At 58.7% G+C, this 19,754-nt stretch carries 13 protein-coding genes and 1 pseudogene; 4 read left to right on the top strand and 10 right to left on the bottom strand.

What is annotated here, in order from left to right; all coding sequences use genetic code 11:
- Positions 1 to 309 precede the first annotated feature (309 nt).
- Positions 310 to 4,809, top strand: coding sequence for a beta strand repeat-containing protein (locus tag ACFORG_RS16380; protein ID WP_386736585.1), 4,500 nt, complete (start codon positions 310 to 312; stop codon positions 4,807 to 4,809).
- A gap of 391 nt (positions 4,810 to 5,200) precedes the next feature.
- Here ACFORG_RS16380 and ACFORG_RS16375 read toward each other — a convergent pair whose 3' ends face one another.
- Positions 5,201 to 5,668 carry a GAP family protein gene (locus ACFORG_RS16375; RefSeq protein ID WP_386736584.1) on the bottom strand — a complete coding sequence of 156 codons (468 nt, stop codon included), beginning with the start codon at positions 5,666 to 5,668 and terminating at the stop codon, positions 5,201 to 5,203.
- Positions 5,669 to 5,715: 47 nt separating this feature from the next.
- On the opposite strand from ACFORG_RS16375, the gene ACFORG_RS16370 reads away from it, so the two are divergent.
- Positions 5,716 to 5,949, top strand: a complete 234-nt coding sequence (locus tag ACFORG_RS16370) for a hypothetical protein (RefSeq protein WP_386736583.1) — start codon at positions 5,716 to 5,718, stop codon at positions 5,947 to 5,949.
- Positions 5,950 to 6,078: 129 nt separating this feature from the next.
- Here ACFORG_RS16370 and ACFORG_RS16365 read toward each other — a convergent pair whose 3' ends face one another.
- From ACFORG_RS16365 to ACFORG_RS16345, 5 genes are all read right to left on the bottom strand, one after another.
- Positions 6,079 to 6,798: an alpha/beta fold hydrolase gene (locus ACFORG_RS16365; RefSeq protein WP_386736582.1), complete on the bottom strand. Its 720-nt coding sequence runs from the start codon at positions 6,796 to 6,798 to the stop codon at positions 6,079 to 6,081.
- Entirely contained in the window at positions 6,795 to 8,336 is a 1,542-nt protein-coding gene (locus tag ACFORG_RS16360; protein WP_386736581.1) for an ABC transporter permease, read from the bottom strand. The genes ACFORG_RS16365 and ACFORG_RS16360 overlap by 4 nt, the downstream gene beginning before the upstream one ends.
- Complete coding sequence (locus ACFORG_RS16355; protein WP_386736580.1) at positions 8,333 to 9,385, bottom strand: quaternary amine ABC transporter ATP-binding protein; 1,053 nt, start codon at positions 9,383 to 9,385, stop codon at positions 8,333 to 8,335. Before ACFORG_RS16355 ends, ACFORG_RS16360 begins: the two co-directional genes overlap by 4 nt.
- Positions 9,386 to 9,495: 110 nt before the next feature.
- Positions 9,496 to 10,455 (bottom strand): ABC transporter substrate-binding protein, encoded by a 960-nt coding sequence (locus ACFORG_RS16350; RefSeq protein ID WP_386736579.1) that lies wholly within the window; start codon positions 10,453 to 10,455, stop codon positions 9,496 to 9,498.
- Positions 10,456 to 10,500: 45 nt separating this feature from the next.
- A complete protein-coding gene (locus ACFORG_RS16345) occupies positions 10,501 to 11,544 on the bottom strand; it encodes a D-cysteine desulfhydrase (RefSeq protein ID WP_386736636.1) in 1,044 nt (347 codons plus the stop codon).
- Positions 11,545 to 11,711: 167 nt separating this feature from the next.
- Here ACFORG_RS16345 and ACFORG_RS16340 point away from each other — a divergent pair, with 167 nt between their 5' ends.
- On the top strand, positions 11,712 to 12,614 hold the full coding sequence (locus ACFORG_RS16340) for a LysR family transcriptional regulator (RefSeq protein WP_386736578.1): 903 nt from the start codon (positions 11,712 to 11,714) through the stop codon (positions 12,612 to 12,614).
- On the opposite strand, the gene ACFORG_RS16335 is transcribed toward ACFORG_RS16340, so the two are convergent.
- Entirely contained in the window at positions 12,600 to 12,902 is a 303-nt protein-coding gene (locus ACFORG_RS16335; RefSeq protein ID WP_386736637.1) for a hypothetical protein, read from the bottom strand. The two genes, ACFORG_RS16340 and ACFORG_RS16335, sit on opposite strands and share 15 nt — an antisense overlap.
- Here ACFORG_RS16335 and ACFORG_RS16330 point away from each other — a divergent pair.
- The gene (locus tag ACFORG_RS16330) at positions 12,810 to 14,102 is read left to right on the top strand and encodes an ArgE/DapE family deacylase (RefSeq protein ID WP_386736577.1); all 1,293 of its coding nucleotides are present in this window, start codon (positions 12,810 to 12,812) and stop codon (positions 14,100 to 14,102) included. The two genes, ACFORG_RS16335 and ACFORG_RS16330, sit on opposite strands and share 93 nt — an antisense overlap.
- Before the next feature lie 280 nt (positions 14,103 to 14,382).
- On the opposite strand, the pseudogene ACFORG_RS16325 reads toward ACFORG_RS16330, so the two are convergent.
- From ACFORG_RS16325 to ACFORG_RS16315, 3 genes and pseudogenes are all read right to left on the bottom strand, one after another.
- Positions 14,383 to 15,373 (bottom strand): annotated as a pseudogene (locus ACFORG_RS16325) (IS256 family transposase); the annotation flags it as partial.
- Positions 15,374 to 15,532: 159 nt separating this feature from the next.
- Positions 15,533 to 15,790: a DUF4242 domain-containing protein gene (locus ACFORG_RS16320; protein WP_386736576.1), complete on the bottom strand. Its 258-nt coding sequence runs from the start codon at positions 15,788 to 15,790 to the stop codon at positions 15,533 to 15,535.
- A gap of 27 nt (positions 15,791 to 15,817) precedes the next feature.
- On the bottom strand, positions 15,818 to 19,378 hold the full coding sequence (locus ACFORG_RS16315; RefSeq protein ID WP_386736635.1) for an ATP-binding protein: 3,561 nt from the start codon (positions 19,376 to 19,378) through the stop codon (positions 15,818 to 15,820).
- Positions 19,379 to 19,754: the final 376 nt, after the last annotated feature.

Here is a 19,754-nt window from a genome sequence, read left to right as displayed (position 1 = left end):
ATCCAGGTGTGATGCTGCTCTACGAATGAAAGCCGCTCGTAGCCGAGACTTGGACGGTGGTGAACATCGGCCATCGACCTCCAACGGAACCTATGCATTGTCCTCGCGCGTCGTTGGAACCGGCCAGCCTACTGGGCAGAATGCTCATATTTCCGATCGCATTTTCCGACTGGCGCAACACGACGCGACGACCTGATCGATGAGTTCCGATCCCAGAAATTCATTGATGTTTTCGAATATGTCGCGTAGCGGTGAATTGTCGCGTTGCGCCAGATTGTCGCGCCGAGCGTGACAGTTCGGGGGGACAAAATGACCAACATTTTTCAGTTCGCGCTTGATGGGGCGCAAGCCAACGCTGCTGCCGGTACAGGCTCTGCTGCCACGGGAACGGGCTTCGGGATATTCGAGACGACAGCGGGAACGTTGACCTACCGCCTGACGGTCACAGGGCTGGATTTCGGCACCATCTTGCCCGGCTTTGACGCCCGGATCACCGCCGATACCGCCGACGATGTGACAACGGCACATATTCATGATGCCGCTCGCGGGGCAAATGGTGGCGTCGCGTTCGCTTTTCTCGGGGATGATGATCTGACCGCAAGTCTGAACCCTGACGGATCCTGGACCATGAGCGGTGTCTGGGAAAGTGACGAGGGAATAGATCCGTTCGCGACGGGGTTCGGGACAACGCCGCCGGGCACGGACATGCCCCTTTACTTCAACATCCACACGACCTCCTTCGGTGGCGGCGAGATCCGCGGCCAGATCGTATCCTCGGCGGATGATACGGCGAACACCATTACCGGCACGACCAACAACGATACGCTGCCGGGGTTGGGCGGCAACGATACTATCGACGGACTGGCCGGAGATGACCGGCTCGAAGGCGGCGCGGGCAACGACTCGCTGATCGGGGGTGAAGGCAACGACACCATGATCGGCGGCCCCGGCAACGATGTCTTCCACGTCGACTCTGTCGACGATGTGGTGACCGAAAACGCTGGTGAAGGTTCAGACCGCGTGACTTCTTCGATCAGCTATACCCTGTCTGATGATCTCGAAAATCTGATCCTGGTGGGAGACACATTCAGCGTCACGGACGTCAAATTCATCAACGGCACCGGAAACGACTCAAGCAATACTATCGGCGGCAATTTTGGCGCCAATCGTCTTGAGGGCTTAGGCGGCGCCGACAATCTCGTTGGTCAGGCCGGGAATGACACGCTTTCCGGCGGCGACGGCGACGATACCCTGTTTGGCGGCTTGGGCGATGACTCCCTTTCCGGCGGGGAAGGTACGGACTTTGCGCAGATTGGCGTGAACAGCGCAGACATCGCCGTCGTACTTGGCACAAATGCGCTGATCGCAACCTCGGCCCGCGGTGTCGATACAGTCATGGACGACGTGGAGCACATCCAGTTCAACGATCAAACGCTCGGTTATGCGCAGGTCATGGCGATGGCGCCTACTCCGGTTAGGCGGATTTATCAGATCGCCGTTGATGAAGCGCAAGCCCTCGCCGGTATCGGTACAGGATCTGCCGCCTCGGGCACGGGCTTCGGGATATTCGAGCCGACCACGGGCACGCTGACCTACCGCCTGACAGTCACAGGGCTGGATTTCGGCACCATCTTGCCCGGCTTTGACGCCCGGATCACCGACGATACCGCCGACGATGTAACCAACGCACATATTCATGAGGGCGCACGCGGAGAGGATGGCCCTCCCGTGTTTGCATTTCTCGGGGACGATGATTTGACCGCAAGTCTGAACCCTGACGGTTCCTGGACCATGAGCGGTGTATGGGAAAGCGGCGAGGGAATAGATCCCTACGTCCCGTGGTTCGGGACAACGCCGCCGGGCACAGACATGCCCCTTAACTTCAACATCCACACGACCTCCTTCGGTGGCGGCGAGATCCGCGGCCAGATCGTATCCTCGGCGGATGATACGGCGAACACCATTACCGGCACGACCGACAACGATACGCTGCCGGGGTTGGGCGGCAACGATACCATCGACGGACTGGCCGGAGATGACCGGCTCGAAGGCGGCGCGGGCGACGACTCGCTGATCGGGGGTGAAGGCGACGACGACCTTCTGGGCGATGCCGGAGATGACACCATGGTCGGCGGGCTTGGCGACGATGTGTTCGTTGTCACGGAAACCGGCGATAGTGCCCTCGAGCAGGTCAATGAAGGAACGGATACGGTCGTCCAGTGGATCGAATCCTATGTCTTGGGTGCAAATGTAGAGAACCTGGTGTTGAGGGGACCGGTGGCGCATACCGGCACCGGAAACGACCTCGATAATGTGATCATCGAGTCGCGCGTTCCCGAGGATAGCACCATCGCGCTCAGCCTCAGCGGTCTGGGCGGCAATGACGTTCTCGGCGGCGGCGGTGCCAGCGACACCCTGCTCGGCGGAGACGGTGACGACCGCCTGAACGGATTCGGTGGCATCGACTCGATGGTTGGCGGACTTGGCGACGACCTTTTCACCCTTAGTGAACCGTCCGATATCGTTGTCGAGAATGCAGGCGAAGGTAACGACACTGTCAGCGCCGTGTTCGACGTGGATCTACGGACATTCACCGCCGAGATCGAGAATTTCTCCTTGGCCGGGTCCGATGCGGACCTTACCGGCATCGGGACCGATGGCGACAATTCGGGTGTCGGAAGCCACGGCAGCAACAACTTGCAAGGTCTGGGTGGCCACGACACATTGCAAGGTCTCGGCGGTGACGACACGCTGCTTGGCGGCGACGGTGACGATGAGCTGCGCGGAGGCGATGGCGACGACTCTCTGACCGGCGAAGCCGGTGATGACACGCTCTTTGGCGAAACCGGCGCGGATACCCTTTCGGGTGGGCAAGGCAACGACTCGCTGCGTGGCGGCGAAGGCGTCGACACGGCCGAGTTCGACGTCGCAAGTACCGGCATTGAGGTCGCAGCGGACGCGTTCAATCTGTTCATCACCTCGGCCGAGGGCGTGGACACCGTTCACAACACAACCGAACAGCTGCAATTCGCGGACCAGACCCTGACATATGCCCAGGTGGTAGCCCTTGCGCGAGCCCCGGCCACGCCGGGGGACGATGTGTTGGAAGGTACCGCCGGAAACGACACGATAGACGCGCTGGATGGCAATGACAGTGTAACAGGATTGGACGGCGACGACTCCCTTGTCGGCGGGAACGGGCAAGACACGCTCAATGGAGGCAACGGTGACGACACGATCCTGGGCGGGCCTGGTGTCGACGTGATCAACGGAGGTGCGGGAAACGACAGTATTGTGACCGGTGATGGTGCCGACGGGATCTACCTGCTTGCTGGCGGTGGCAACGATACCGTCAGCGATTTCGACGTTGGCACGGACAGTGTGGCAAGCGCGGGCTTCACAGTCGGCACTGATGGTGAGGACAGGCTGCTTACCCTGACCGACGGCAGCACTCTGACGTTGGCCGGGGTGCCGCGCAATTATGCGCCCGAGGGGGAACTGCTTCTGACCGGCGAGGCGCGGGTGGGCGAGGCACTTACCGCGGACGCCTCGGGTATATCCGACCGGGATGGAATGGGTGCCGGGATGCCGGGTATCTACTGGTTGCGTGACGGCGTCGAGATCGAAGGAACGGCGGTCACGCCAGACGGTGATGGTCTTGCAACCTACACCCTGACCGACGCTGACGTTGGGGCCGCAATTGCCGCCGAACTTCGCTACACCGACGCCTATGACACGGCCGAGAGCGTACGAAGCAACACGACGACCGCCGTCGAGGCCGTCAATTCCGCGCCAGTTGGGGCTGTTGAGATCATAGGTACAGCGCGGGTCGGTGAGACGCTGGAGGCAGACACGACCGGGTTGTCAGACGCGGATGGGCTCGGCGCCTTCAGCTATACTTGGTTGCGCGACGGTCAGCCCATCGATGGGGCCGCGGCAAACAGTTATTCGCTAGTCGAGGCCGACCTCGGCTCGGCGATATCATTGCGCGTAACATACACAGACGGGCGCGACACCGCGGAAAGCGTAACCAGCTCCGCAACCGGTCTCGTCGAGCCCGGACCGCTCCTGCTGGAGGGCACTCCCGACGATGATGTACTCGTGGGCGCAGCGCTGAACGATACCATATCGGGCGTGGCCGGAAACGACCGGTTGATCGGCAACGAAGGCGGCGACCAGATCGACGGCGGCATCGGCGCCGACACGCTCAATGGCGGGGATGGAGATGACACGATCATCGGCGGTCCAAGCGGCCACGAAGCCGACCAGCGCGACGTGATCTTTGCCGGCTCGGGCGACGACCGGGCCGAGGGCGGTGGCGGCAACGACCAGATCTTTGGCCAAGAGGGCAACGATACGCTCGACGGCGGGTTCGGGGCCGATGATTTGCTAGGCCAGGACGGCAATGACGCAATCTCCGGCGGCGCGCTATCGGACCTAATCTTTGGCGGAGCGGGAGACGATTTCGTCAACGGCGGCTTCGGCTACGACCGCATCAACGGCGGGGATGGGGCGGACCGGTTCTTCCATCTTGGCGTAGCCGATCACGGCTCGGACTGGGTGCAGGATTACGATGCGACCGAGGGTGACATGCTGGTCTTTGGCCAGACCGCGACGGCGGATCAATTCCAGGTCAATCTCGCACATACCGCAACCGCCGATGGCGAGCGTTCAGGCGATGACGCCGTGCAGGAGGCATTCGTGATCTATCGACCGTCCGGACAGATCATGTGGGCGCTGGTCGATGGCGAAGGTCAGTCCAGCATCAACCTGCAGATCGGCGGCGAACTGTTTGACCTTCTGGCATAGGAAGCGAACATTTGAACAGCGAAGCTCGCCGCAGACGTTTGAGACGCTGCAACTGGTTCGGCACGCTCTCCTACGCCGAAATGTTCGCCTCAATCCGTCTGGCACGTCCGGATGCGATCAACTTGAACTGAAGCGGTTCTGCCGTGCACATACGGGTGTGTTCATACGCTTTCATTGATGCCCAGAGCGGTTTCAATGCGCATCCCCTGTGGCGTGTCATTGAGCACATTGGGGTTTGCCATAAACATGTACTGCAAAACCGCGTTGCCCTGAATTTCTCGACAGTACTGACAGTGCGTTTGCGGACTTGAGGCAACAGCTTGTGGATGTTTTGGATCGGACCGAAGACAACATGCGTCTTGACGCGTCTGCCCGCGAATGGACCTAACCCTCAATATGCGGGATCAAACAGCCAAAGGTCCCAAAGGGCATTCACCAACATGATACCCCCGAGGACGGCTAGTACGAGGGCGACCATCAGCGCACCGTACTCCTCCATAAACTCGCTCAACAGCCGCAGTGGGCGCTCGGCCCGCATTCCACGCGCGAGGGACAACGCCATCGGCAGTGCCGTCCCCACGCTCGAGAGGGCGATAAAACCGGAAATCACGACAATCTGCTTGCCAAACACGTATATGTTGGACGCGATCATCAAAGCGCCGGATACGTAGAGAGCTGCGTTCTTTGGGTTCGCGACCGCCAGTCCGCCCCCTGCACCAGACGTCCCCCCCGAAAAAAGGTGACATCTCTTTGAACACCTAGATCCAAGCCGGCGGCGCGTCCTCGGCAGACTTTTTCGCCGCAGAATTTTTCGAATACCCAAGGAATAACCAGCATGGAAAAAGGCAGCCTCAGCCACATGATCCAAACAGCCGGAGGTTGTTGGTTCGGGGTGCTAAGGTTTGAATGGAATACGGCAAGCAGGCACACTATCAGCGCTCCGGCGAACCAGCCTGCAAGGAAAGCAAGGTAGGCATGTTGCCTGGGGCGGTCGACAAGAAGCAGAGCAACCCCGGCAAGCGACAATATGGTAAGGACGATGCCAAGGGCAACTGGCAAAGCTTCAAGGAAGACACTGAGCATGCGCGTCTTCCGGATCAGAGAAACACTTCATCTAAAACGGCAGTGTATGAGACCTAGCCCCGCCACGCTCGAAAAAAGAACACCGCCCCCTTCTCGGAAAGCAATTCCGCCTTGGCACGGACCATGATGGGTTCGTGCCAGTTCGACGTCATCGGTATCGGCAAGGGGAGTATGGGTTTTCCATGTTCAGTGAAGAAAGTCCGACAGCAATCGTTGGAACATGTCGGGCTTCTCGGCATGAACCGCGTGGGCACAGCCTGGAACCACAGCAAGTGACGCACTAGGGATCGTTTTCCAAAGCATTTCAATCTGCGACCACGGATAGGTCCGATCACAATCTCCCCAAAAGACCAGCGTCTTTTGCAAGATCCGCTCGAGGTTCTGCTCTGCCGACCATGAGCTCATCGCGTCGAGACCGGCGTTCATCGAGACAAGAGGGGTTTCGGCAGCAATAGCGGCGCACTGCTCGAAACCGTCTGCGGCTTCGCGGTGCAGGAACCAGGTTGCCGCGATCCGGCGGGCGGTAGCGGCAGGACCGTCTTCAGCCGCGCGTCTTTTGCTGTCCTCGATGGTCTCGAACCGCCCGGGCAAGACCCCAATCGCGCCAGTCGCATAAAGCACCAATTGATCGATCCGCTCGCCGTCGCGAAGGGCAAGTTCCTGGGCGATCATCCCGCCCATGGAATGGCCGAGAAGATGGTACCGGTCCACCCCAAGGCTTCGCAGGTGCTGGATGACCCAGTCCGCGTATCCGCCAATGCTGTCGATTGGTTGCAGATGAGCGCGTTTCCCAAATCCGGGCAAGTCGACCGCAATTATGTCGAACTGCCCCGCGAGCCCATCAACATATCCATCCCACTGCGCGCTGCCCCCCATGAAACCATGGACCAAGACAAGCTGTGTCACTTACGTTGGCCCTGGACAATCCGATCAAGGATCATTGCGCAGAACAGGATAGAGAAGCCTGCCAGAATGCCCTGCCCGACATTGGCGTATTGCAGCGCTTCGAGCACGTCTTCGCCGAGACCCTTGGCCCCGATAAGCGATGCGACCACCACCATGGCAAGCGAGAGCATGATCGTCTGATTGATACCGGCTCGGATGGACGGGCTGGCCAAAGGCAAATCCACTTTGGTCAGCAGATACCATTTGTTCGCACCGAAACTGATCGCCGCTTCGCGCACGCTTTCCGGAACGCCTCGCAGCCCCAGCACCGTAAGGCGCACGACAGGGGTTCCGCCGAAGATCATCGTTGTGACGACCGCAGCCGGTTTGCCGGTACCGAAGAATGCGATGACCGGAATCATGAATACGAAAGCCGGCATCGTCTGCATGAAATCCATGATCGGCTGGATAAAGGAATAAAATCGGAGGCGGCGAGCCGCGAACATTCCAAGAGGAATGCCAATCACGATGGATAGGCAGGCCGCCGTGCCAAGGAGCGCAAGCGTCGTCATGGCTTTCTCCCAAAAGCCCAGAAGCCCCATGTAACCAAGAAAAGCACCCGAATAGATCGCCATCCGCACCCCGGCGGTCAGCCAGGTCAACAGGATGATCAGAGCCGCGATGACGACCCATGGTGTCCGGACGAAGATCGTTTCCAAGGCATCTAGGACCAGCCTGATCCCGTAGGTAATTCCGTCAAACAGTGCTTCACCGTTCAGCACAGCCCAGTTGAAGAACGCCTCGACACCGTCAATGGACGTCAGGCGAATATCCGGATCGGTTGGAAAATCGGTGAGTAATGCAAAGCGTCCTGGAAAGCTGTAATGCACGACGGCGGCAGCCACTATGAGGCCCATGAAAACCGCCGAGAACACGATCTGCTGAACGGGCATCCCCGACCGGATGTCACGGTCGCTCAGCCAATCGGAAAACCGCGCTTCGAGTGCCGTGTTGGCAGTCAAGGCCTGTGCCAGTTTGACGATGATCAGGATCGCCAAACCTGTCAGGGCTATGGTCGGACCTTGGGCCGCGGCCGCTTCTGCCTCGGCCCGGAACCCTTCGATATTGGCCTCCAGCGATTCAACCGTGCGGCGGAAGGCGTCAACCCGGTCCGAATTGTTTTCGATCGCGGCGGCCAGTTGCTGACGCCGCAAATCGAGCGTGCCTTCGATCGAGGCGATGCGCTCCATGGCTTCGGCTCCCAAGTCGCCGAACAATCCACGCGCGATCTGTACGAAGGCCAGCGCTTCGAGAATCAGAAAGGGAAGCGCCCAGGACCATAGGCCACGCGCGCCGAACCAGATCGGACCAAAGAGACCCGCGAACAGATTGAACGTCGGCGTGAAGCGTGCCGAGGCGCCGATCTTGTCAAAATTCCGGATGTAATAGTCCGGCGACGTGCGGACAAACTCCCTGATGTTTTCACGTCTTTCTTCGGCATAGGCCTGCGCGGCGGCAGATGTCGTGTCTTCGAGCGGGTTGGTACTGTCATCCTTCATGACACTTCGGTCCCTTCTATGACGGTGCGTAGAAGATCTGAACGGGTGATCACGCCCACATCGGCGCCCCCCTCTTCAACCAGGATGGCATCATTCTTTTCGATGGCCAGGTTGATAAGGTTGCTAAGGGTTTCGTTTTCGTTGACGCGAGGTGCATTGGATGGGATCGGACCATGGGTCTTGATATGCTCGTCCACTGGTCGCATCACCGCATGGGCATGCACCACCTTGAGACGTGAGATCCCTGCCACGAAGTCTGCCACATAATCATCCGCGGGATGCATGACTATGGTCTCGGCGGTCCCCATCTGCACCACCTTTCCGTCGCGCATGATCGCGATGCGGTCGCCGATGCGTACGGCTTCATCCAGGTCATGAGTGATGAAGACTGTGGTCTTTTTCAGGATCTTTGACAGTCGTATGAATTCATCCTGCAACTGTCGGCGGATCAACGGGTCCAATGCAGAGAACGGCTCATCCATCAACAGCACATCGGGATTGGCAGCCAAAGCACGGGCAAGACCCACGCGCTGCTGCATGCCGCCCGAAAGCTCATGGGCGAACTTGGAGCCCCAGGCGCCAAGTTCCACGATGTCCAGGATGGCAGCGGCCTGGCGCATCCTCTCGTTCTTGGCCACCCGCCGGATTTCCAGCGGCATGGCGACATTGTCCAGAACCGAGCGATGCGGCATCAGGGCAAAATTCTGAAACACCATGCCGATCTTCTGGTTGCGGAAACGTTGCAGCTCTTTCGGGCCAAGCGCCATCACGTCGGTGCCTTCGATCTGGATCGTGCCTGCTGTTGGTTCCAGCAACCGGTTGAAGTGCCGCACTAAGGTTGATTTGCCCGACCCCGACAGGCCCATGATGCAAAAGATCTCGCCACGATTGACGGACAGGGACACGTCCGCGACGCCAACCACCGCATTGAATTCATTCAAGACCTCGGCTTTGGTAAGCCCCCGGTCGCGGATCGCTTGCAGCGCCGCTTCGGGCTTGTCCCCAAAGATCTTCCAGACATTCGAGATTTCAATGACGGTTTCGGTCATGTGATTTTCTCATTGCATGAGGCCCGATAGATTCTTCCTCGCATCTCCTCGAGCCCGCTGGTCCAGCGAGCCCGGTGAGGCCCCGGATCCGCGCCCGGGGCCCAGTGGGGTCAGAGACCCAACATCGCGTCGACGCGGTCCGAATTCGCTTCGACCCATGCCTTGGCGACATCAGCAGGTCCCCTTCCGTTCGCGCTGATCTCGAATGCCAGAGAGCTGACGTCATCGGCTGTCAGGGCGAAGTTCTGGAAGAACTCGGCAATCGCAGGAGATCTGTCGACCAGCGAATTAGACCAGGCGATCTGTACTTCCTTCAGTGCATCTTTCGAGGCGACCATAGACTTGTTGTACCAATCCGGATCGTCGGACGGTTGAACCATGACATATTTTTCAGGATCGTAAGTCGGCTCGGTCAACATTTCGACATCGAACATGAACCACACCGCATGCGGTTTGTAGCAATAGAATGCGTAACCTTCGCCCTTCGCGATACTGTCCTTGATGCGGGCGGTTTTCACTGCTTCTTCAGCGCGGATCGGCTCGATGAAGTCGAGCAGGCCATAATCTCGGACCTTCACCTCATTCACATTGGCTGAGGCCCAGCCGGGGGCGCCAATCCACATTTCCCCCTTGCCATTGCCATCGCTGTCCATTTCCGCAGCCACATCGGGACGGCCAAGGTCGGCAATGTCGGTAATGTTCATCTTGGCGCCGAAATCCTTGGACACGCAGAACCCTTGATTGCCCTCATAAGGGTTGGAAGACAGGGTCACCGTTCCTGCTTCGTCGACGTATTTCTTGGTAAAGCTTTCCTGGTTGGGCAACCAGACATCCGGGTGAACGTCAATGTCGCCCTTGCCCTGATCCATCGCCTGGAAAATCGTGGCATTGTTGCCAGGTACGTACTCGACCGTTCCGCCAATGCGGGAGGTCACGATTTCACCGAGTACGTGCGCGATCGCTTGCGCGCCTGTCCACGATGGGACACCGATCTTCACCTCTTCTGCAAAGGTAGGTGCGCTCATCAAACCGACGAAGGCGGCGCCGACGATAGTTTTCTTCAGTGACATGGGCCAGATCTCCTTGTTGGGTGGTTTTTGTGTAGGTTGGGTTTTTCAGTTCACATAGCCAGGCAGATCAAAGGTTTCCGGGTAACCGAACAACGCAGCGCTACCTCCCGTATGCAGAAAGACGACATTATCCATGCCGTCGAAATAGCCCTTTCGGATTTGATCGATGAGACCGTCCAGCCCTTTGCCCGAATAGACTGGATCGAACAAAAGCCCTTCGGTCCGAGCCAGCAGTTTGAGTGCCTCGATCATACCCTTTGTAGGCAAGCCATAGCCGGGCCCGACATAGTCGCAATTGGCCCTGACGGTATCGCGCGAAATGTGCGCATCGGTGCCCATAAGTTCCGCCGTACGAACGGCCAGATCATAGACCATTCCTTCCTGTTTTTCTTTTGGGGCACGCACTCCAATACCGAGAAGGTGAATATCGCTTTCAAGCGCCGCGAGACCGGCGACCAGTCCAGCTTGCGTTCCCGAACTCCCGGTCGCATGGACCAGCGCGTCGACTCTCAAACCCGCATTGGCAGCCTGTTCGGTCAGTTCGCGCGCGCAATTCACATAGCCCAAAGCACCAATCGGATTCGAACCCCCGCCGGGAATTATGTAAGTACGCTTTCCATCTGATCTGATTTTTTCGGCTAACATCTCCATTTCTGCGTTCATGTCCGCACCGCCGGGACGCTTGGAGACACTGGCGCCGTGCAGCCGATCCAACAGAACATTTCCATTCAGAACGTAGGTCGGATCGTTCGAACCCGTACGATCCTCAAGAAGGATATGGCACTCCATTCCAAGTCTGGCCGCAGCCGCCGCGGTTTGGCGCGCGTGATTGGATTGCGTCGCTCCCTGGGTGATAACCGTGCCGGCACCTTTCTCAACGGCGTCGGCCATCAGAAATTCCAGCTTACGGGTTTTGTTCCCGCCCGAGGAAAGACCAGTGCAATCGTCTCGCTTGACCCACAAGCGAGGCCCCCCCAGCATCTCGCTAAGTCGGTCCATCGGCTCGAGAGGCGTAGGAAGATGCCCCAGCGAGACCCGAGGGAATTTTGCGAGCGTCACGGATAGCTCTTTGCAAAGGCTCAAAACCATTTCCGGAGCAGCCATCGCTTCACCACTGATGGCCCGATTTGACTTAACCATAGAGCAACCCCTTCTCTTTTCCGCGCAGCCAAACAGTTCCAAAGCGAAAAGCAGAAGAACAGTGCTTTTTACGCAGACTACCCATACGTTTACTTTGAGCAAAACGGGGGGCGCCTATGAATATGCTATGGTTTGACGATGTCCTGACGCTCTTGGAAGAGCGGAACATGACCCGTGCCGCAGCCCGTCGGAACATCACGCAACCTGCGTTTTCGAGGCGGGTTCGAAGTTTCGAAGAGTGGCTCGGGATCGAGGTGCTTGACCGGAAATCCAACCGGGTCGAGATCAGCCCGGCATTGACCATGAACGAAGCGGAAATCCGTTCCATGATCGCTCGTTTGAACGAGCTGCGTACAAAAATTGCGCAGCATGACCCGGCCGTGTCGACAACGACCATCGCGGCAACGCATGCCTTGGCCTATTCTACCTTTCCCGACATGGCCCTTCGTGCGCGTGCAAGCTTCCAAGGTCTGCGCTTTCGCCTCAGAACGGCCAACCTAAGCGATTGTGTCACCCTATTCCTGCGCGGCGATACCGAAATGTTGTTGTGTTACGAGGCAAAGAGCCTCGCGCCGATGCAATTCGGAGCAGACATCCTTCGTGGCACATGGGGCGAAGACTACCTGATCCCGGTCGTCGGAGGAGGATTGCGTTATGCAGTGCGTGGAACCAGCGATGTACCCCCCGAAACACCAGCCGTCGTCTATCCCGCGAACAGTTATTTCGGTGAAGCATTGAACAAGGGCCAACGTCCTTTTGGAACAGCCGACTTCAGTACGAATCCGATTTGCCAAACAGCTTTTTCGAGTGGCGCCAAGGAGATGATATTGAATGGTCTGGGGGTCGGCTGGCTGCCCTTCAGCATGGTGCACAAGGAAATAGAAAGCGGCGAGTTGATCTCCCTGCGCAACCAGTTTGGTCAGGAAACGCTCGAAGTGGCTGTCTATGCACACCACCAGTTGGAGATGGCAAAAAATCTGGTCGCTTTCTGGGCAAACAAACCGTTACCAAATGCATAAACCAAGGTAACCGCCGAACTTTTGCGCGCCAAAGTCATGGTTCCCAAGGATCGCGCCCGTTGCGAGAACGTAGATCAGCATTGGCTTGCTTATCGACCCCACCGGGATAAGCTTTCGTGCGCGCACTACTTTTGGATATCGGGCATCAAGCTCAGACGACAGCGCATTTACGACAACACCTGAACCGGAGGCGATGTGACCCTTTCTCGTGAGATACAGAATGCGATCAGTTCTGCCGTCGATGCCGCGTTTGAGACCGAAGTCGCCTTTCTTCAAAAGTTCGTTCAAATTCCAAGTGTCCGATTTTGCGAGGGACCCGCGCAGGACTTCATGGCTGACGCTCTGAGCGCGCGCGGCTATGACGTGGACGATTGGCAATTACGTCTTGAGGATCTTGAACACCTTCCGGGGTTCGGCGCCATTGAGGGCGATTTTTCGAAGGCACGCAGTGTTGTTGGCACTCATCATCCCGCGCAAACCAAAGGGCGCTCGTTGATCCTTCAAGGTCACCTTGACGTTGTACCCACCGGGCCTTCGGACATGTGGAGCGATCCTCCGTTTTCTGGGCACGTAAGGAATGGATGGATGTATGGCCGCGGGGCCGGTGACATGAAAAGCGGAACCGTTGCTGCGCTTTTCGCACTGGATGCCATAAGGCAGGCAGGGTTCGAACCGGCCGCGCGGGTACATTTTCAGTCGGTTATCGAAGAGGAAAGCACAGGCCTGGGCGCGCTCTCGACCCTGCAACGCGGTTACCGCGCCGATGTTGCCTTGATCCCCGAACCTTCTGACTTTCGCATAAATCGAGCCCAGATCGGAGTGCTGTGGTTCAAGTTGCGCGTGCGCGGCCGTCCCGTGCACGTGGCGGTAGCCGGTGAAGGATCAAATGCAATCATGGCCACATTCGATGTTCTCGATGCGCTCAAGATGCTCGAGATAGAATGGAACGCACGCGCCGCGCATGATCCTGTCTACGGTGATGTGGCTCATCCATTGAACCTCAACGCCGGGAAAATTGCGGGTGGCGACTGGGCGTCCAGCGTTCCGGCATGGTGCGATGTCGATTGCCGAATGGGGGTTTTGCCCGGTGCCGACCTGAACGAGGCAAAAGCCGAGATAGAAGCCTGCATTGCGAAGGCCGCCCGAAATCATCCCTTTCTGGGCAACAACCCGCCAGAAGTGATCTGGAACGGGTTTCAAGCCGAAGGATACGTCCTTGGCGAAGACGCGGACCCGGCACTTTCTATCATGCAAGAGGCCTATCGAAGCGTTTTTGGGCCTGCAGAAACCCTCGGGGAAAACAAGATGACCGCGCTGACCGACAGCCGCTTTTATGGCCTCTATTACGACATCCCGTCATTCTGCATCGGCGCAAGGGCCGAGAACATCCATGGTTTTGACGAACGTGTGGAACTTGAATCCGTTCGCAACCTTACAAAGGTTCTGGCGGGCTTCATCGCCAGATGGTGTGGGGTGAACCAGGTCTAGATCCTGGATTCATTGATTTGCTTTCAGCCGCCGCGCCACGTTGATACAAGCCATCGACCTCCATGGGTCATGAAGAGCTACCGGCCTTGGCTGACCGAAGAATTGTTTGGTTCACAAACTCGTATCCGGCCACGCTTATGGCCGCCTTGTCTGTAAAGAAGCGGACAGAGCAACGCTATTTGGCAAAGGACCTTGCAGAGCGCCAACCGGGCCAGCCTGTCGAAATATGCTTGAAGCTGGGTCGCGCGGCCTGATCAAGCGGAGGATTTTCGGCGTCGATGATCTCGACACCGTCGGTGAACTTGATGCCTTTGATCACCTTTGGCAACTGATTTGCACCTTTCAGACGACGCCAATTCTTCGACGCAGCCTGGACATGCTTGAATACCATGACCTTCGCGGTCTTCTGAGAAAGGGGGCCCTTGGTCTGGTTGGTTCGGTGTCTGACGGTGGCGAAGGGCGGATTTCACGCTCGGGATCATCGCCTTCGGGAATTTGTTCAGGGCGTTGGCTATCTTGTGAACCCAGCATCGCTGGTGACGCGTATCCGGCCAGACCTCGTCGATCGCCTTCCAGAACCCCATGGCTCCATCACCGGCCGCGATCTCGGGAGGAACCGCCGGCCCACGTCCCTGGATGCCGACGAGTAGTTCGCGCCAGCTCTAGGCGCTCTCGCGGACCCCGACATTGAAGCCGAGAAGCACCTTCTTTCCTTCTGGTGTCGCGCCGATGATTACCAGGATGCACTCGGCCTGGGGTTCCATCCGGGCAAGAAGGTAGACACCATCGGCCCGGATGTAGACGTAGCGCCGGGCGGAGAGATCACGAGCCTGCCAGCGCTCGTACTCTTTTTCCCAGCCCTTCGTGAGCCGTGCGATCATAGCCGGGGAAAGGTTCGGTGCCTCGGCACCCAGGTTCGCCGACAGGGCATCCTGAAAATCCCCCGGAGAGATACCGCGTAGGCAGAGGACAGGCAGAAGCGCATCGAGGCTCTTTGAGCGACGCGCCCATTTCGGCAGGATGCTGGAGGAGAACTTCACCTACTCGCCGTCGCCCCGGTCGCGCACCTTGAGACCCCGGATATCCAGCGCTCCGATCCCGGTCTGGATCTTCCGTTCGGGGCCGTACACATGCCGGACGACACGTTGCTGGCCGTCATCCGGAACCTCGGCAAGGAACTGCTCGACGAAGGCATCCGCCTTCGCTTGCAGCGCTGCGGCCAGCATCCGTCGGGCACCTTCGCGTGCGATCTCGGTCAACGGAGCTTCGATGCGTCAAGGGTGACGAAAGGCGCCAATATCAGTATCTTCGCTCATGGCGCATCGCTCCTTCTGGAGGTTCTGGCAGGATTCAGCACCCGCCACGATACGCCGCCCTCTCAGACCGCGTCGCCCAATTTCCCGCCTAGCCCCAACCTGTCAATATGGAGCTCAGGCGAAAACGCCTGGGTCGATCTGGTCAACCGGGGTGATAACGTCGGCCGGGATGTTCAATTTCTCCGCCGCGCGGCGGATTGCTTCGGCGTCCGGCGCCTCGTACAGGCAGTAGGTCTTTCGCTTGTCTGCACTGAGGAATGAGAAGATCCACTCAACGCCCTCGGTATCGTTGATCTGCTTGATGTGCAGCTTGCCATCGTCCGACAAGGCAAGTTCTTCGGCAAAATTTCGCTCGATGATAAATCGTGGCATCGGTCAACCCCCATTGACTTCAACGCCTCAGTTCAGGTCGTGTCGAAGCGTCGCCTTCAAACCGACCATACCAAACTTCGCCGCTGTTTCCATTGCTTCCTGCAAAAGCCTGTCGATTGAAGGTATGTCGCCGCTGCGTCCTCTCGCTTGCATGGCCATGGCATAGCCCGCCTTGGTCCGCGCCAACCAGGGCACGGCGTCCATGGATGTGTCCATCGCCAGCGCGGCTTCGAAATGCTCTTCCATCCTTGTCCAATCGCCGACCTGGGCAGCGAGAACACCAAGCCGCCGGTCGGCCGAACCATAGCAAACCGTGGCAACACCTATGGTGATCGTCAGCCCGCGATAGGGCAGCAGACGGTCATATAGCATCTGGCAAATCTCGGTATCGCCGATCATCGCGGCGGTATCGGCAAGATAGCCAAGCGTGGCACTGTACTTCGCATCAAGCGGCAGGTCGAACCCGTCGGCTGACATGGCGCGCATCATCTGTGCAGCGGGCTCTAGGTGTCCAAGCTCGGCCGCGATCAACGCAAACCCGGGCTTCCAGCTGAGATCGCCCTCGCCTTCATTCAGAAGCCGCTTGATCACAGGTGCAACTTCCGCCAGTCGGCCCTGCTCACGCCGGATGGTGAACATCTGAACGCCGTAAAGCCCCTCAACATGGCTGCCATGGGTGGTCACACCCAGCTTAAGCGCCTCATTCGCAAGTCGTTCTGCCTCGACAAAATCGCCGTCGAGGATTGCTTTCATGGCCCTGCCATGCCGGGCAACCCAATCGAGATGCATATGCTGCCGGACGGCGCCGACATCGTCCAGACGGCCAAGTGCCTCCTCCATCAAGGTCCGGTCGCCCATCTCGGTACCAACATACGTCGCGATCGAGGCAGCACGCCCGCGATCAGCGTCATCCGTCAGGTCCGCGAGATCCAGAAGCTGCTGGACCCGGTCGCGCCAATTGGCAACCTCCTCAGGGTCGCGAGCCACAACCGGTGCCAGAAACCGGGACATCATCTCGTTGAACAGAGCATTGTTGTCGCCCAACTCTCGAGCAAGCGCCTCGGCCTTTCGTCCAAAACGGGTACTTTCCATAAAGCTCCCGTTCATCATGTGCCCGCGGGCCAGATGCGCCAGAAGTTTGCATCGCAGACGAACATCGTCGATGCGCTTGTCCGCCAAAGCCTCCTCGCACAGATCGATTGCCGCCTTGGGATTGTCGGCAGAGAGCATGACTGCATCCATGTAGGAAATAGCGGCACTTGAAAAGAGAAGCGGATCGTCATGCTCCCGCGCCTCTCCGGCCGCTTGCCAAGCCGTTTTGAGCGCCACCGGCAGGTTGCCGGATTGCGTGTATGCTTCGGTCAACAAGATACGTGCCCGGGTCACCTCTACTGTTGGACCGGTCTTTCCCGCGAGGTCCTCTGCCGCGGCAAGTGCTTCTTTCGCATGGTTGACGGCTTCGTATGTGGCCGATCTTTCCAAAGCGCGCCTAGTTGCCGCCTCCCAGCGGCTCAGGGCCTCCGCGGTCTCTCCGGCTTCGGTGAAATGCCTCGCGGCAAGTTCGGGTTCACGGGATACCTCTGCGCCTCTCAAGCGCTCCAGGGTCCGGGCCAACTTACCGTGCAGCGTGCGCCGGTTCCGGCGCAGCAGCGCCTGATATGCGGCGTCCTGAATCAGGGCATGACGGAACACGAAACTGCCCGGCGCAAGGCCGCTCTCATAGATGATATTGGCACGCCGCAATTCCGCCAGTGCGGCCTCGAGCTTTGGCGGGGGCACACCAGACAGATCCCCCAAAAGATCGCGATCGAACTCTCGCCCGATAACAGACGCCACAAGCGACAAGCTGCGCGCCTTGCGCGAGACACGTTCGAGCCTAGCCAACAGCGCGCCCTGAAGGCTTTCCGGCACCGCGGCTTGGACTTCACCATCGGCACTGTCACCGATTGCCCGGGCCAGTTCCTCGACGAACAGGGGCACGCCATCGGTGCGGTCAACCAACTCCTCGATCAAAGCAGGCTCCACGGGACGGTCAAGAACACCTTCGATCAGCAGGGCGATCTGCTCGCTGCTCAGCGGGCCCAATCGCAGAGCGGAGACATGAGGATGTCCCGCTGGCCAGTCGCAGGTCCAGTCGGTACGATGGGTGACAAGCAGCATTACCGGAAGATCGCCACATATTTCGACTACGCGCTCGAAGGCTTCCAAGCTCGAGGGGTCGATCCAATGTGCGTCCTCAAGAACCAGCAGAAGGGGGTAGCGTTCAGCCCGCGCCGCGACAGATCGGGCCAGTGTGTCGATGATCCGCCGTTTCAGATCCTGGGGTTCGAGCCCAGAGAGCGCGTCGTCCTTCCGTAGAGCAACGCCCAATAGCTTCGCATAGACAGGTGCATCTCGATCACGGTCAAGGAAATGTGCCTCGACCAGTTCCTCGATCTGTTCAAGGTTCTGGTCTGGGTCGGTCGATCGTGACAGGCCGGCCGCGCGGCGCAACCGCTCCGCGATCGGATGGAATGCCGAATTGACGTGGTAGGGCGCACATTGATAGCGCAGGACGTCACCGGGCATTCTGTCCAATGAATCTAGAAATGCCTGCGTTATCCGTGACTTTCCGATCCCCGCCTCGCCCGAGAGCAAGATGACCTGCCCCTTGCCGGTGGAGGCGGTACTCCAAGCACGCATCAGCAGAGCCATTTCCTCGTCTCGGCCCACTATGGGTATGTCGTATTCGCTTCTCGTCGCCTCGAACCGAGTTTCCAGCGCGCGCTCGTCAATCGCCAAGTAGATTTTGCGGAGGGTCTCAAAGCCCTTCAACATTCGCGGCCCTAGCTCTCTCAGATCGAAGCCGCGCCCAATAAGATCCCGCGTTTCCTCAGACAGGGCGACAGAGTTCAACTCGGTTTCGCCTTGTAGCCGTGCCGCCAGATTGACAACGGCGCCGACCATCGCGTTGTCTTCCCGCATCTGGTCACCGACCAGGTCGCCAGCCACCACCTTCCCTGAGGCCACTCCAACCCTCACTGCATATGGCGCGGGCTGTCCGGGTTCGACTCGCCGGATATCATCGACAATCGCCAGCCCTGCCCGAACCGCACGCTCGGCATGGTCCTCATAGGCTTCGGGCCAGCCAAAATAGGCAAGAACCCCGTCACCCATGTATTTGGCGACGTAGCCACCGAACCGTTCGACCTGCGCTACAACCTTGTCATGGTATTGGCGCAGAAGATCGCTCATATCCTCGGGTTCGAGCGTCTCAGCCAACTGCGTGGATCCGGCCATGTCAACAAATGCAACGCTGAGATGCCGGTATTCCGCCTCGGTCCTTGCCCCGGCCAACAGGCTACCTGCTGGCTCGCTCGCGGGTGCGGCCTCGGGTGCAGGAGAGGGATCCGGTGCTGCGGCTGGAGACGTACTTTCAGACCGGATCGCCGCGAGGAATATGCGCCTGTGACCAAGCGAAAGCCCAAGTTCGCGCAAGTCGTCTTCGGTCAGATGAGGCAGTGCACGCATGTCAACATCATTGTCTCGGAAAACCTCCTTGTATTTTCCGAGGCCATGATCAACGAGCCATTTTTCAGCATCCGCCATCTCTCCGAGCATGCGCGCGAAGCCCCACGAATTCAACTGCGCAGCGGCAATCTGCAAATGGAACAAATCACCGGCGCCGCTTGGCCGGTTCAATGGCGGACACCGATGCCACGCTTTAGAGGAGTTTTTCAAAACGCTCGGCTGCGGCGCAAACCGGATTAGCCGGAAAATCATCAGCCGGATGATCCAAGCGATAATTCTGACGTAGCAAAATGCCAAAACTTGCAGGCTAAGAAAGCCCCCTGCTCTGCGCACTCAGGGATTCTCTGATCGTGACAAACGGGACGCAGAACAACACAGCGAAACACATTCCGTAAACTTGATCTATCTCAAACCAGCTTGCCGTTCGGTTCGATAGCCTCGGTCCCACTGCGCT

The sequence above is a fragment of the Lutimaribacter marinistellae genome (assembly GCF_042648365.1).
Taxonomy (GTDB): domain Bacteria; phylum Pseudomonadota; class Alphaproteobacteria; order Rhodobacterales; family Rhodobacteraceae; genus Lutimaribacter_A; species Lutimaribacter_A marinistellae.
The sequence above is the reverse complement of the archived record's forward strand: the minus strand, read 5'-3'. Positions and strand labels throughout refer to the sequence as shown.